This window comes from Burkholderia plantarii, assembly GCF_001411805.1.
GTDB classification, from domain to species: domain Bacteria; phylum Pseudomonadota; class Gammaproteobacteria; order Burkholderiales; family Burkholderiaceae; genus Burkholderia; species Burkholderia plantarii.
Genome location: NZ_CP007213.1, coordinates 1 through 14,605, shown reverse-complemented (window position 1 = coordinate 14,605; position 14,605 = coordinate 1). Strand labels below are relative to the sequence as shown.

The following is a 14,605-nucleotide window of genomic DNA, read 5'->3' as shown; positions in this document are numbered from 1 at the left end:
GCGCCGTCAGCCGGCGCGCGTCTCGAACGCGGCCAGCAGCACCTCGCCGGCGTCGCGCGCGTCGCGCGAGGCCGATGCGTCACCGCTGACGAGCGCCACCGCGATCGCGCCGTCCATCAGCACCAGCCACTGGCGCGCGAGCCGCACGGCATCGCGCTGCGGCGCGCCGCAGGCCAGCGCGAACGCCTCGCACTGCTCGCGCGCGAAGTCGAGCAGCCGCGCCTTGTGATAGCGCGCGACGCCGCGGATCGGATCGTTCACGTCGCCGATCTCGCCCGCCGCATTGATGAACGCGCAGCCGTGGAAGTCGGGCTGCTCGAACCACGTGTGCAGCACGTCGAACATTGCCAGCAGGCGGGCACGCGGCGTGCGCGCGCGCTCGAGCGTGCCGTCGATGAACCAGGCCATCCAGCGGTCGTCGCGCCGCGCGAGCGCGGCGGCCACCAGCGCCTCCTTCGATTCGAAGTGCGTGTAGAAGCTCTTGCGCGCGGCGCCCGAGCGCTTGACGATCGCGTCGACGCCGGTCGCATGGATGCCGCCCGCGTAGACGAGCGCCTCGGCCGCCTCCAGCAGCCGCTCGCGCGCGCCGCCGGCTTGCGGGTCCGGCGCCTCGGCGGCGCGTGGGGATCGTTGGGTCGTATCGTTCATGTCGCATAAGGTAGAACGATCATTCCACCTTGTCAATGCCCGTCGATGAAATCTGTCGAATCGATGACATCGCCGAACCACGGTCGCAGCCGCCGAACTTTGCCGGCGGCGATCCGGCCCGCCCGGCCCGGATGCGCTATCGTGCATGGACATGGACAGGAGACGAACATGATCAGACGGTTCGACGCGCGCTGGCGCGCGCTGGCAGGCAGCGTCGGTTTGGCGGTCGTGGTCGGCTGCACGCCGGTGGCGGTGCTCACGCACCACGTGAGCACGGCGACGGAAAACGTGCCGGCCGGCCGCTACACGCTCGATCCGCATCACTGGAGCGTCGGCTTCGACGTCTCGCACTTCGGCTATTCGCGCTTCACGATGCGCTTCGACCGCGCCAGCGCCGTGCTCGACTGGCGCGCCGGCGGCCCGGCCCTGAGCCAGGTCAGCGCGACGATCGACGCGACCAGCATCGACACCAACGTCCCCGTGCTCGACAGGATGATCGCGGGCAGCGACGCGCTCGACGCCACGCGCTACCCGTCGATCCGCTTCGACAGCACCGGCTGGACGCCGACCGGCGAGCACACCGGCAAGCTGGCCGGCAACCTGACGATCCGCGGCACGACGCAGCCGGTCACGCTGGCCGTCACGTTCAACGGCTACGGGCGCAATCCGCTGACGAAGCAGCCGACCGTCGGCTTCTCGGCGAACGGCACGTTCAGCCGCGCCGCGTTCGGCATTCCGACCTGGTATCCGGCCGTCGGCGACGACGTGCGCGTGCGGATCGAGGCCGAGTTCGAGATGGCGCCGCCGGGCGCGACCGACGGCGCCCAGAGCGCTGAAAGCCCCGCCCGATAAGGCTTGCCAAGGATTCACGCGTGCCGCGGGTCAGCCCGCAGCGCGCAGTGTTTACGAGATTTTTTCTTGATCGGCGCGACCGCGCGTTCCTACACTTCGGACAACCGAATCAGGTCCAGGGAACACCATGTCGACTCCGCGTCTCGCCCCCGCCCCGATCACCGCCTACCTGCCGAAGCCGCACGATCGCATCGTGCTGCGGCGCTTCGATCCCGCGAGCGACGCCTACGACACGCTGACCGACCTGCTGCACCGCGCGTTCGCGCGGCTCGGCGCGATGGGGCTCAACTGCCCCTGCGTCGACCAGCCGGCCGCCGCCACGCGCCAGCGCGCGCTGGCCGGCACCTGCTTCGTGGCGACCTGCCATGGCCATCTGATCGCGACCATGACGCTGCACGAGCGCGACGGCGCCGCCTCGAACGACCTCTATCGCAGCCGCGACGTCGCGAGCCTCCGGCAGTTCGGTGTCGACCCGGTCTGGCAGGGGCGCGGCGTGGGCCGCGCGCTGGTGGCCTACGCGCTGCGCTGGGCCGCCTCGCGCGGCTATGCGCGACTCGCGCTCGACACGCCGCAGCCGGCCACCCATCTGCTCGCGTTCTATCAGGGCCTCGGCTTCGAGATCGCCGACGTGGTGCGCTTCCCCGGGCGCGGCTACGACAGCGCGATGCTGTGCCGGCCGACCAACCGGCCCGTCGCGCTGGCCGAATCGGGGCCGCGCCTCGTCACGCTGGCCTCGTGCGGGCGCCGGAAATGACGGCGACAACGACGGCGGCACGCCCGCCCCGCGTTCATGAAAAATGCCGCCGCCGGCGCGGCGCGCCGACAGCGGCATCGAGGATTCGCCCGGATGCGGGCGCATCCGGCGGCAGGGCTCAGGCGGTGGCCGGCACGGCGCTCCAGTCGAGGATCACCTTGCCGCTCTCGCCCGAGAGCATCGACGCGAACGCCTGTTCGTAGTCGGCCACCGCGTAGCGGTGCGTGAGGATCGGCGAGAGGTCGAGGCCGCTTTGCAGCATCGCCACCATCTTGTACCAGGTTTCGAACATCTCGCGACCGTAGATGCCCTTGATCTCGAGCCCCTTGAAGATCACCTGGTTCCAGTCGATCGCGGTCTGCGCGGGCGGGATGCCGAGCAGCGCGACCTTGCCGCCGTGGTTCATCGCATCGAGCAGGCTCGTGAACGCGCTCGGCACGCCCGACATCTCCAGCCCCACGTCGAAACCTTCCGTCATGTGCAGCTCGTGCATCACGTCGCGCAGCGATTCGCGCGAGACGTTCACGGCACGCGTCGCGCCCATCTTGCGCGCGAGTTCGAGCCGGTAGTCGTTGACGTCGGTGATCACCACGTTGCGCGCGCCCACGTGCCGCGCGATCGCCACGGCCATGATGCCGATCGGCCCGGCGCCCGTGATCAGCACGTCCTCGCCGACCAGGTTGAACGACAGCGCGGTGTGCGTGGCGTTGCCGAACGGATCGAAGATCGCGGCCAGATCGTCGGAGATCTCGGGCGGGATCTTGAACGCGTTGAAGGCCGGAATCGCCAGGTATTCGGCGAACGCGCCCTCGCGGTTCACGCCCACGCCCACCGTGTTGCGGCACAGATGCCTGCGGCCCGCACGGCAGTTGCGGCAGAAGCCGCAGGTGATGTGGCCTTCGCCCGACACGCGGTCGCCGATCGCGAAGCCGCGCACTTCCTGCCCCATCTCGACGATCTCGCCCACGTATTCATGGCCGACGTGCATCGGCACCGGAATCGTCTTCTGCGCCCAGTCGTCCCACTTCCAGATATGGATGTCGGTGCCGCAGATCGCCGTGCGGCGAATCCTGATCAGCACGTCGTTATGGCCGACCTCGGGCATCTTCACGTCGGTCAGCGTGAGGCCGGGGCCCCGTTCGAGTTTTGCCAGCGCTTTCATCGTGCCGTCTCCTCAGATCACGCCGAGCGATTTGCCGACGCGCACGAACGCGTCCACGGCGCGGTCGATCTGCCCGGGCGTGTGCGCCGCGCTCATCTGCGTGCGGATCCGCGCGCGCCCGCGCGGCACCACCGGGAACGAGAAGCCGACCACGTAGACGCCCTCGGCCAGCAGCGCGTCGGCCATGCGCGTGGCCACCTGCGCGTCGCCGAGCATCACCGGGATGATCGGATGTTCGCCCGGCACCAGCGTGAAGCCGGCCGCGCTCATCTTCGCGCGAAACCGCGCGCCGTTCTCGCGCACCTGCGCGCGCAGCCGCGCGCCCTCGTCGCTCGCGAGCAGTTCGAGCACGGCGAGCGAGGCCTCGGCGATGCTCGGCGCGAGCGTGTTCGAGAACAGGTACGGGCGCGAGCGCTGGCGCAGCAGCTCGACGATTTCGCGGCGGGCCGCCACGTAGCCGCCCGAGGCGCCGCCGAGCGCCTTGCCGAGCGTGCCGGTGATGATGTCGACGCGATCGGCCACGCCGCAATGTTCGGGCGTGCCGCGGCCGTGTTCGCCGATGAAGCCGACCGCGTGCGAATCGTCGACCATTACCAGCGCGCCGTAGCGCTCGGCCACGTCGCAGATGCCCTTCAGGTCGGCGATGATGCCGTCCATCGAGAACACGCCGTCGGTAGCCACCAGCTTGAAGCGCGCGCCGGCCGCGTCGGCCTCCTGCAGCTTCGCCTCCAGATCCTGCAGGTCGTTGTTCTTGTAGCGGAACCGTTTGGCCTTCGACAGCCGCACGCCGTCGATGATGCTGGCGTGGTTCAGCTCGTCGCTGATGATCGCGTCTTCCTCGCCGAGCAGCGTCTCGAACAGGCCGCCGTTCGCGTCGAAGCAGCTCGAATAGAGGATCGTGTCGTCGGTGCCGAGGAACGCCGAGATCGCCGCCTCGAGCCGCTTGTGGACCGTCTGCGTGCCGCAGATGAAGCGCACCGACGCCATCCCGAAGCCGTCGCGCTCGAGGCCCGCGCGCGCGGCCGCGACGAGCCGCGTGTCGTTGGCGAGACCGAGATAGTTGTTCGCGCAGAAATTGAGCACGCCGGCGCCGTCGGCCAGCGTCACGTCCGCCGCCTGCGGGCTGGCGATCTCGCGCTCGGTCTTGTAGAAACCGTCGGCGCGGATCTGGTCGAGGGTCCCGCGCACGTGGGCGAGGAAGGCATCACGCATCTGTTTGCTCCTGGGTGGGCAATCGGCGCGCGGCCGGCTCGCTCGTGGCGGCCGCCGCACGGCCTGCTACTGTTATAGTCGCCCGTTAGGTTTACCGTATTTTTCCTGTATTTCGAACACGAGTTCGAGATATCGAACGACTCTAAGCGAACGGACCACAAATGGCAAGTTCTTCCGCCACGCGCCGCGGCGCCCCCGCGCCGGCCACGGATGCCGCCACGCCGCCGCGCGTCGGCGAGACGATCCAACGGCTGCGCAACGAACGCAAGCTGACGCTCGACGACCTCTCGCGCGCGGCCGGCGTGTCGAAATCGATGCTCTCGGAGATCGAGCGCGACAAGGCCAATCCGACCATCGCGGTGGCATGGCGGCTGACCAACGCGCTCGGCATCAGCCTCGACGAACTGTTTGCGCCGCCGAAATCGCCGGAGACGATTCGCGTGGACGGCCTGCACGACATCCCGACGCTGGCCGGCCACGACGGGCAATACCAGTTGCGCGTGTGGGGCCCGATCGAGCTGGCGGGCCGCTTCGAGTGGTATGAGCTGACGCTGCCGGCCGGCGGGGCGCTGGTCTCGAACGCGCACGAGCCCGGCACGCGCGAGCACCTGACGGTGCTGGCCGGCGCGATCGAGATCGAGGCCGGCACCACCTCGCGCCGCCTCAAGACGGGCGAAACCGCGCGCTATGCGGCCGACGCGCCGCACGCGATCCGCAACGCCGGGCGCGGCGAGGCCAAGGCGCTGCTGATCGTGATCCACCGCTGATCCGTCGCCGATTCCCCGCGATCCACGTCCGCCCCCGCCCTCCAGACGCCGCGCGGGCGCCGGCTTTCCGCGCCGGTCCTGTCGAATCCGCCAGTTGCGCAATCCACTGTATATTTGTACAGTACAGGCTCATGAGGAGCCCGCTATGACCGAACAGGACCTGGCCGCGCTCAGCTTCAAGGCTGCGGCGCAAGACATGGAGAAAATCGTTCGCCACATCGCCACCCGCTACATCCGTCAGCAGGTGCCGCTGACGTGGCGGCTGCTGCAGGCGATCGAGGCCGAGGCGCTGGCCGATCTCGGCTTCGCGGCGCGGCACGATCCGTTCGTCCGCTGCCTGTTCGAGCGGCCGGAGGATTTCCACTTCCCGGAAACCGACGATCCGATCGACGTCGCGCAATCGAACGCGCTGCCGGCCGTGCTCTCGTATGCCGTGTCGGCCTTCGAGGCCGCCTCGCGTCAGCCCGCGCTCGGGCCGGCGCAGCCCGTCGCCAGCAAGCGGCCGCGGCGCGTGCGGATCTGGGGCGGCTGAAGCCGGGCGCTCGCCGGTCAATCAGCCGCCGGCCGGCGCGATAGCGCCCGGTCAGCGAAGCACCGGCGCCGCCGACTGGCCGAACCGGCGCTCATGCACTACGCTCAAACAAGCAACTAACGGATTAATAGACATGTCCCTCCCAAGCTCCGGGGCCACCGGAACGCCAGAGGCCGCCGAACCCGATCTGTTCGACGGCACCGAGGCCGACTGGGTCGCCCAACCGAACGCGTCGTTCGACGCGTGGCTCGCTACCCAGGCGTTTCGGCGTTCGTCGGCCGACGTGTATCGCGCCCAATGGGGCGCGTTCCTCGCCTGGCTCGCCGAACGGCAGCAGACGCTCGCGACCGTCGACACCCAGTCGATCGCGAATTTCGTCGGCGAGTTGCCGATCAAAAAAACGCAGCGTGTGCGCTATCTGCGGCTGATCGAGCGCGTGCTCGATCACGTGCGCCGCAACGAATTCGGCTCGACGAATCCGGCCCGCTTCATTGCTCAGGATGGCGAAGCAAGCTGGCGCCGCGCGCGCGACAACGAACCCACCAGCTTCCTCTCGCCATCCGAGCGCGCGGCGCTGCTCGCCTATCTGTTTTCGCCCTTGCCGACCATTGGCATGTCGCAATGGAAGGAACGCCGCGACCGGGCGCTGGTGGCCGCGTTCCTCGGTGGTGGACTGAAAACGGGCGAAGCGCGCGCGCTCACCATTAGTTGCGTGAAACCGGGCGAGCCGGCGGTGCGGATTCCGTCGAACCATCCCGATTTCGAACGCGAAACGCACCTCGCCTCGTTCGCGATCGCGCTGTTCGACGCGTGGCTGGCCGAGCGGCGCCGCTGCGACATTCCCGGCGATCTCGTGTTTCCGTCATCGCTCGCGGGCCGGCCGATGCACAAGGCGACCATGCTGCGCGCGGTCGACGCGATCATCGAAGCGGCCGATATCACCGCGTCGCGCGTCGCGCGCGCGAGCCCGCAGACGCTGCGCAATACGTTCGCGGCCGAGCTGTTCGAGAACGGCGTCACGCCCGAGCGCGTCGGCCACTGGCTCGGCTTCATGCAGGCCGTGTCCGCGAACCGGCTGCATCGCGCGTGGCGAAGCTGGCGCGGCAACCTGGAAAAAACCGCCGCCGAAGACGAAGAGACCGTGGTGTCATCGGCCTCGGAGCCCGGCCTGGTCTGAAGGCGTGAGCTTTTCGTTCCCGCAGGCCCTCACCTTTCCCCTCCCGTTTTTCCTCACCTTTGGCACAATCGGCGCGCCGCCGATCGGCCGATCAACCGATCCGGCTGAACTGTGCGACGGCTTCGAGCCGCGAGGCACAGGCGCCGGACGCATGTTCGCATTCGGGACACAGCAGTTCGTAGCCGTCGGCCGCGTGTGACAGCTCGGGCTCGCCTTCATCGCATTTCGGGCAGCGCGCCGGCAGCGCGACGTGCGCATCGAGCGAGGTGCCGATCGCCTCGAACGCCGATGCATCGAGCTGGCCAGCGTTCGCGAGCCGCTGCAACAGCGCGGCCATTTCAGGCGGAATCCCCTGTGCGGCGCGCAGCGTCTCGATCTCGCGACTTGCGGCGGCTAACTCGTCGCCCTGGCCGCGCAGCTGCTCGTCAAGCCGGTCGGCCCGCGCCTTCGCGGCGCTGAGCTGCTGCAAGAACTCGAATTCCTTGCGGTTCACGTCGCGAAGGCCCGCCTGGTAGGTGCCGGCCATGCTTCTCAGCGAATCGAGCTCGACCAGCATCGGCTTGACGCGGCGCTCGGCCTCGGCGATCGCATCCTTGATCTGCTGCGCATAGTGCTCGGTGTTCTGGCGTGCCTCGACGTGCAGCGCGTCGATCCGCTCGCGCAGCGACGCGTTTTGCTGCTGCTCGGCCTCGAGCCGCCGGTTCAACAGTTCGTTTTCGTTTTCGAGCCGCTGGGTCAGCGCCTGCAGCGAGTCGTGATGCGCGCTGCCATGCAGCGACGCGGTGGCCAGCTGGATTTCGGCTTCGGTGAGCTTCGCCTGCAATTGTTCCGCACGGTTCTCGCTGCGCGCGAGCGCGGCTTCGAGCGTCTCGTGCCGGATACCGGCATCGCGGACCTGCTGCACCGCGGCGGCGATCTGGTCGTCGGCCAGTTGCCGTTCGGCCTCGAGCGCGGTTCGCGCTTCCTTCAATGCCTCGTCATAGAGCGCGCCGAGCAGTTCGCCGGCCTTGCCTTCGAGCGCCTTCGGCAGATGGCTGCCGTCGAGCCGAACTTTCGAGGCAGAGCGGATCCGTTCCCAGAAAAAGTCGATGTCTTTCGGAATGTCGCCGGCGCTGCCGGTCTGGGTCAGTTCGCGGACGTTGGCGGCCGATGGCCGGACGCCGAGATCGAAGAACAGACGCTTGCAGGCGTGCAGCGAGAGGTCCTGCCGGCGCGCGCCGGTGGCGCGCATCGCGTCGAGTTCTTCGCGAATGGTCTGGCGAAGCGGATGGTCGGGAGTCATGGTTCGATTGGCAGAAAAGCAAAACGTACCAATCATAACGAAATACGTAGCGAACAATACGCGTTTCTTGTGCTTGGCGAAAATTGTTCGCAGATGGCATGCCTGGGTGTGCCACAGCCGCCGCTACCGTGTCAGTTCGTCGAATGCCGTGAAACAAATCGAACTTTCTGTGCTAACCCCTTGTTTCTACAAGCAAAGCATCCTGCTTTCAAAAATATGGGGATGTTTCACAGGGACGGAGGGGGAAAGAAGCGATGTTTCAGGAAACTCGCGGGTGGCGCCTAGAGAGTAATAAAAGTAAACACCCTTGAACCCTTGTTAAAAACGTTAACGCCACCGCACAGCCTTACTGGGTAAGGGATTGCGGCCGACAAGGTGAAGCTTTGCGGGAAGCATGGTGATCTTTTGCAGGACCCGAAGTGATGGGGTTCGGGGATCAGCGTGAGCCGTTGCGGGAAAGATCGTGAGCGGATTCAGGATCACAGTCTCGCGCAGCCGGTGCGAAAGGTGAAGTTTTTCGGGAGGGCTGTGCCCGCGGCCCCCGCATGGTGCCTGAATCGCCCCGTTTCATGGCGTTTACCGAGAGGTGAGGGTTTGCGGGACCTTCGTTCGCCTCCGTTTTGGCGCGGATTTTGCCCACCGATTAGGCATAGGTGAGCGTTCTCGGGACTCGGGCCTGGGCTGACGTGAGCCTTTACGGGAAAAAATACCGTTTTAAGCAGCTTCACAGGCCTTGAAGCCCCTAAGGTGAGGCTTTTCGGGAGCCTTTGCCTGCAAATTCAGCGCCAGTCCCGGGATCGGTGAGCGATTTCAGGACCTCGGAAATCCAGGCCGAAAATGGTCTGAGGTGAGATTTTTCGGGAGCGTATCACAGTCAAAAAAATGCGAAAGGTGAGGCTTTTCGGGAACAGTGGGCGTCCACTTACCCGCAAACCCTCGCCGGGAGTGGGTGTCGAGGCGCATTTTTCATGGCCAATTTCGCAAGAGGTGAGGTTTTTCAGGACCGAATCGGAGCGGACCGGGCATCGAGGATTCGCCAAAGGTGAGGATTTCCGGGATCTTGTCCCGATCGTCGCGAGATTGCCGGACAATAGGTAACCTCATGAAATCATTGATGTTTTATACCTCGTTCCGCGTAAGGTGAGCGTTTTCGGGAGGATGGAAAACGCGATGGGTGCCCGAGCGGGAAAGCCAAAGGTGAGGGTTTTCGGGAGGCTTCGGGCTGTGGGGCCCCGTATGTCGGTGCTTTTCGTTTGCAGGAGGGTTTCACCGGTTTCGGCGGAAAGGTGAGGTTTTGCGGGAGGCGGGACGCGGATCAGGGAAAATGCCGTCGCGTCGGCCCGCTTCTCGCTGTGGACAACTGTATTTGTCGCGTGTAATGGCAGGCCCGCCGGGCGTGCTGGATAAAGGCCGGCTGTGGATATCTTTGTGGATCGATCGCGCGTTCGTGGCCACGGAGGGGCGATTCGGGATGCCGGTTGTCGTCGGCGGTGAGTCTGGCGCCTTGATTGATGCCACCTGACAGGGATTGGGGACCGGGCGCGGTGCACGCCGGGTTCGGTGAGGGGGAACTGGCGCTCGCCCGCACCTGGGCGTTCTCAAGGGCTTTTGACGGGCCTGACGGAGCGCCGGGACGGCAGGTTGGCTTGCCAAGGCCGCACAGGGGCGTCTGGCGGGCTCCAATGCGAGATGCGGCGTGGCGGGTGGTGCGGGTCGCGGGAATCGATCGGCGGCGGATGCTGCGGACACCGGTTTGCGGCGGTCGCGCGGTCATGGCCGGGGCCGCTGGAGATCGAACCGGCGAGATGGGGGCCGTGGCCAATCGAACCGCTGACGGGCCGGAAATACGCCGGAATGGGCGGTGCGCCGGGATGATGGCGGCACCGTCGTGGTTCGGGCGGCGCCGAGCCGGCCGTTCGGCGGCGTTTCAGATACCGATTCGGGGATGTCCGGTCTGGCGAGAGAGCACAGCCGATGCTTGGCGACCTGGCGGCCGGGGTTGCACGGGCCGCTCGCGATGCCTGTGTGCCGGCGAGGCGGGGGCGCCGAGCACCGGGGATTGCTGGATCTTGCCGATGGAGTCGTGCCGTACCGGCCGGCTCGCTGCCCGGCAATCCGCGGTCCCACAGCGGATGCGCATGATCGCGCAAGTGATTCCCGACAGCCACGCGACGATCACCGTGACGCGCCGGTGTCACCAGATCGCGATAAAAATTTTTGAGGTGAGCCGATACGGGAGACGACTCGACGAGTCGGGATCGGTGCGGATATCATGCGCGTCCGCGTCACCCGCGGCAGCCAAGGTGAGGCGCGAATCACCGGAATTTCCACCGGTGAGCTTTTCCGGGAAAAAGCCTGGGGTGAGGTGGCCAGAATCGTCCCGCTTCACCGCCTATGGTGAGGCCGCACTTATAGACGACCATCACCACAGCCGCTATCCTTGCGGGAAACTTTCCCTCTCCGACCCGACGCATGGCCACGAAGCGCGCGAAGAAAACCGATGTCGATGTGGTGAATGCCAGCTCCGCCGAATTGCGAAAGGCGGTCGAGGCGATCGCCATTCAGCCGAAGAGCGGCAAGATCACGCTGCTGACCCGCAAGCTCTTCAACGTCCTGCTCGCCGTGGCGCAGCAGGCCGACGATTCCGGCGACACCTATCGTGCGCTGCTGTCCGACATCGTCGCGAACTCCGCCTTCGATTCGAACGACACCGCGCTCGTCAAGGAACACCTGCGGCGCATGGTGTCGGTGCAGGTGGAGTGGAGTACCGGCACCTCGAGCCAGAAGCCGGGCCGAAAATGGGGCATCTCGACGCTGATCGCCGATGCCGAAATTCTCGAAGACCCGGCCACGCGCCGCGTCTGGGTCGAATTCTCGTTCGCGCCGAAGATCAAGAAGAAGCTGCTCGATCCGGTGCAGTACGCACGCCTGAGCCTGCAGTTCCAGAGCCAGCTGCGCAGCAGCGCGGGCCTCGCGCTCTACGAGATCTGCGTGCGCTACCTCACGAACCCGAGCCATCTGACGATGCGCGAGCCGTGGGAATGGTGGCGCCCGATCCTGTCGGGCACGCCCGACACCGAGGCCGGCGACGAAGCGAAGCGCGAGTACAAGTATTTCAAGCGCGATTATCTGCGCCCGGCGATCGCCGAGGTCAACGCCGTCACGAACATCTTCGTCGAGCTGATCGAGCACCGCGAAGGGCGCCGTGTGGCCGAGATCCAGTTCCGCGTGTCGGAGCGCAAGCAGCCGATGCTCGCGCTCGACGAACATCCGAACGTGTTCGACAGCACGCTTGTCGACCGGATGGTGAAGATCGGCATCCCGCTGAAGGAAGCGCAGACGCTCTATGCCGACAGCGAGGAAAACCGGATTCGCGCGGCGCTGCAGATGACCGAGCAGCGGATGCGCAGCACGACACTGCCGCCGGTGCGTAGCGCGGCGGCGCTGTTCAAGGATGCGCTGAAGAAGGGCTATGCGCCGCCGGTGGCCGATCCCGCCGACGCATTGCCGGGTAGCACCGCGGGCAAGCTGGCGGCGGTCGCGTCGGCGACCGGCGTGGCCGACGATCCGAAGGCGCGCCTGCGCGGCGAATACGATGCGTATCGCCGCAAGGAGGCGAAGGCGCTCTACGAGGAACAGGGCGAGGCCGAACGCGACCTTGCGCGCACCTCGTTCGAGAGCGACGTGCTGCCGGCGCTTGGTTCGCACCTGCGTGACGACTGGCGCCGGCGCGGCCTCGATTCGAAACTCGTTGAAACCGCGTTCTTCGACTGGCTCGCGCTGAAGACCTGGGGCGAGCCGACCGATGGCGATCTGCTCGCGTTCACGCTGAACCAGTCACGCGCGGCTTGAAAAATGTGAGGCGGTAGTTCGCGACGACGTTTGCTTTCGCGCTGAAGTTTTTTAAAAAGCCGAACCTGTTTTGAACGGGTTCGGTTTTTTTGCTTGGATTCGCGTGTGGAACGGGCGAAAGGCGAGGCGCTGATTGGGTGTGCGTGGTTGCCGTGTGCGATGGATGTGTGGTTCCTGCCTGGGGCGCTTTGGCGAGCCGACGCCGACTGTCGGGGATCGAGGCTGTCGGGTGCCCGTCGAGCGACACGAGCGGAGATGGCGGGAAACGGCGCATCGGCATCGTGATTGTCGGCGCTGGCGGAAGTCGTTTTCCCGGCCGAGGGAGATCGATTGCGTTGACGAGCGCCGTGTTGGCCGCCGAATGGAAACACCCCGAAGTCCGCGGTGCGGCCTTCGGGGTGTCTGGATCGCTTGGCGCGAGGCGGTGTGATCCGCGCACATTCGCCTGTTGGGCCTGCGCGGTCTGGCGTGCGTCCCGCGCTGTTCGCCATCGGTATCGCTGGCCGACTGGCGCGAGGCCACCGGCGACGTCAGTTCAACAGCATCTTTTCGAGTTGCTGCAGGATTTCATCGCGCTTCTCACGCGTCAGGCCGCGCAGCCGCAGCTCGAGTCGATCCTCGCCATAGGACTTCAGATCGCCGACCGTCGAGCCGTTCATCTTGATCTCGTGACGTTGCGCGTAGCGTTGGCGGCCAGCCGGCTTCGCGTTCTCCTGCGTGTTCGCCCTGCCCTTCACGATGTCGGCAACCTGGCGCGTGCTCAGATCGTCGGACAGAATCTTGTTGATCAGCCGCAGCGTGGCGTCGGTCCCGCGCGCCGTGTGATAGCGACCGACCTGGTACGCCATGTTCGAACCGAAACGATCGGTGCGCGTGACCATTTCCTGCATCACCGCTTCCGGCAGCTTGCCGATCGATAGCGCGACGGCGATCGTCGATTCGTCGATGCCGAGATGCTCGGCCAGCTCCTTCTGACTCTGGAAATAGTTTTCTTCCAGGAACCGGCGCCAAACGACGGCGTTGTCGAAGACCGTCTGCGAATCGCGCTGGACATTCAGATCGTAACCAAGCTTGTAGCTTTCGATGCCGATCGGGATATCGACCACGATCGCCTTCACCGATTCCTTGTTCGCTTCTTTCAGCGCACGCACGCGCCGGCCGCCATCGCTGACGAAAAAGGTGCCGGGATTCTCGTAGTCGGGAATCACGTGGATCGCTTGCTGCTGCCCTTGCTTAGCAAGGTTGACGGCAAGCTCGGCGATCGACGATTTCAGATAGAAATGCCGCGGATTGAACGGGCTGGCCTTGATCGCTTTCAGCGAGAGTTCGATGATCTGGCCCGGCTGATAACGGTTGGCGACGCGCCACGCGTGGTATTGCGTCGATTCGTCGGTCGGCTCGGCCGGCGGCGTCTCCACGATCGTGACGGGGATGTCCTTCTTCGACGATTTTGCCGGTGCCGATGCATCCGGCTTCACGAGGCCGTCGATCGCATTCAGGCGGTCGAGCGCCGTGCGCTTTTCGCTGGTCGTCGTATCGGGGCGCGCCTGGAAGCCTTTGGCGAATTGGGAGGGTTTCATTCAGGGTCCTTTATGCGCATAAAGTCAGGGCAGCATGGCGACGATCTCGTCGGCGCATGCGCGAATTTCCGCGGCGGCGAGCCGTGCGCCACGATCGTTCATTTGCAGGACGGTCTGGCCAAGTGCCATCGCCTGCTTGTAGGCCTCGCGCGTGGGGATCTGGGTTTTCAGCAGCGGGAAGCCCAGTTCCTCGATCGCACGCTTCAATTCCCGCGTCAGCATGCGCTTTTCTTCAGTCTTGTTCAGCAGGAACACGGCGCGCAGATCCTCGTTCATCACCTGGGCCTGCTGGATCAGCTTCACGAGGCCGACGCTCGACCAGTAATCGGCTGGCGACGACGACGTCGGCACCACGGCCACGGTGGCGGCTAGCAGCACGACGCCGGAGACCTTTTCGGTGATCGAGGGCGGGCAGTCGACGACGATGATGTCATAGTCGTTGATGAACTTCTTGATCTCGCGATGGATTTGGCCGCCGGCTTCGGCGAGGTTCACAACGGGAAACGGGATGCCGTTTTCGGCGTCGCCCGATGCGCTGGACCAGTGGATGAGCGTGTTTTGCCCGTCGGCGTCGACGACGAGGACGCGCTTTCCTTTTTCATGGAATGCCGCGCCGAGGTGCATGGCGATGGTGCTTTTTCCGACACCACCCTTCTGCTGCGTGACCGCAATGATTTCGGCTGCCAATTTTCGCTCCTGTTTTGATCGTTGAAATTTTACCCGATGAATTTCTTATTTCAATGGATATGTGACGAACAGGCTGAAGATTGGCCATTTGGCCGACGGG

The 14,605-nt window shown here is 65.8% G+C and carries 13 protein-coding genes; 6 read left to right on the top strand and 7 right to left on the bottom strand.

Annotated features, from left to right (window positions below):
- Positions 1-6: 6 nt before the first annotated feature.
- On the bottom strand, positions 7-648 hold the full coding sequence (locus tag bpln_RS17870; protein ID WP_042626809.1) for a TetR/AcrR family transcriptional regulator: 642 nt from the start codon (positions 646-648) through the stop codon (positions 7-9).
- A gap of 168 nt (positions 649-816) precedes the next feature.
- On the opposite strand from bpln_RS17870, the gene bpln_RS17865 reads away from it, so the two are divergent.
- Positions 817-1,500 carry a YceI family protein gene (locus bpln_RS17865; RefSeq protein WP_042626808.1) on the top strand — a complete coding sequence of 228 codons (684 nt, stop codon included), beginning with the start codon at positions 817-819 and terminating at the stop codon, positions 1,498-1,500.
- Positions 1,501-1,627: 127 nt separating this feature from the next.
- Complete coding sequence (locus bpln_RS17860; RefSeq protein WP_055139576.1) at positions 1,628-2,254, top strand: GNAT family N-acetyltransferase; 627 nt, start codon at positions 1,628-1,630, stop codon at positions 2,252-2,254.
- Positions 2,255-2,372: 118 nt separating this feature from the next.
- Here bpln_RS17860 and tdh read toward each other — a convergent pair whose 3' ends face one another.
- Positions 2,373-3,416, bottom strand: a complete 1,044-nt coding sequence (gene tdh, locus bpln_RS17855) for an L-threonine 3-dehydrogenase (protein ID WP_042626806.1) — start codon at positions 3,414-3,416, stop codon at positions 2,373-2,375.
- A gap of 12 nt (positions 3,417-3,428) precedes the next feature.
- Positions 3,429-4,628 (bottom strand): glycine C-acetyltransferase, encoded by a 1,200-nt coding sequence (locus bpln_RS17850; RefSeq protein ID WP_055139575.1) that lies wholly within the window; start codon positions 4,626-4,628, stop codon positions 3,429-3,431.
- A 161-nt stretch (positions 4,629-4,789) separates the two neighbouring features.
- Here bpln_RS17850 and bpln_RS17845 point away from each other — a divergent pair, with 161 nt between their 5' ends.
- The 3 genes from bpln_RS17845 to bpln_RS17835 all read left to right on the top strand — a co-directional run bounded on the left by bpln_RS17845 (position 4,790) and on the right by bpln_RS17835 (position 7,104).
- Positions 4,790-5,395, top strand: coding sequence for a helix-turn-helix domain-containing protein (locus bpln_RS17845; protein WP_042626804.1), 606 nt, complete (start codon positions 4,790-4,792; stop codon positions 5,393-5,395).
- 145 nt (positions 5,396-5,540) lie between these two features.
- Positions 5,541-5,927, top strand: coding sequence for a DUF2471 family protein (locus tag bpln_RS17840; RefSeq protein ID WP_042626803.1), 387 nt, complete (start codon positions 5,541-5,543; stop codon positions 5,925-5,927).
- 133 nt (positions 5,928-6,060) lie between these two features.
- Entirely contained in the window at positions 6,061-7,104 is a 1,044-nt protein-coding gene (locus bpln_RS17835) for a tyrosine-type recombinase/integrase (RefSeq protein ID WP_055139574.1), read from the top strand.
- Between the two features lie 91 nt (positions 7,105-7,195).
- On the opposite strand, the gene bpln_RS17830 is transcribed toward bpln_RS17835, so the two are convergent.
- Together bpln_RS17830 and bpln_RS35690 are read right to left on the bottom strand one after the other, a co-directional pair.
- Positions 7,196-8,386: a DNA-binding protein gene (locus tag bpln_RS17830; protein WP_042626801.1), complete on the bottom strand. Its 1,191-nt coding sequence runs from the start codon at positions 8,384-8,386 to the stop codon at positions 7,196-7,198.
- A gap of 2,194 nt (positions 8,387-10,580) precedes the next feature.
- A complete protein-coding gene (locus tag bpln_RS35690; RefSeq protein WP_148654074.1) occupies positions 10,581-10,775 on the bottom strand; it encodes a hypothetical protein in 195 nt (64 codons plus the stop codon).
- An 83-nt stretch (positions 10,776-10,858) separates the two neighbouring features.
- On the opposite strand from bpln_RS35690, the gene bpln_RS17825 reads away from it, so the two are divergent.
- Positions 10,859-12,238, top strand: a complete 1,380-nt coding sequence (locus tag bpln_RS17825) for a replication initiation protein (RefSeq protein WP_042626799.1) — start codon at positions 10,859-10,861, stop codon at positions 12,236-12,238.
- Positions 12,239-12,768: 530 nt separating this feature from the next.
- Here the strand turns inward: bpln_RS17825 and bpln_RS17820 are convergent.
- Entirely contained in the window at positions 12,769-13,818 is a 1,050-nt protein-coding gene (locus bpln_RS17820; RefSeq protein WP_042626798.1) for a ParB/RepB/Spo0J family partition protein, read from the bottom strand.
- A gap of 24 nt (positions 13,819-13,842) precedes the next feature.
- Positions 13,843-14,505, bottom strand: a complete 663-nt coding sequence (parA, locus tag bpln_RS17815) for a ParA family partition ATPase (protein WP_042626797.1) — start codon at positions 14,503-14,505, stop codon at positions 13,843-13,845.
- Between the last annotated feature and the right edge of the window lie 100 nt (positions 14,506-14,605).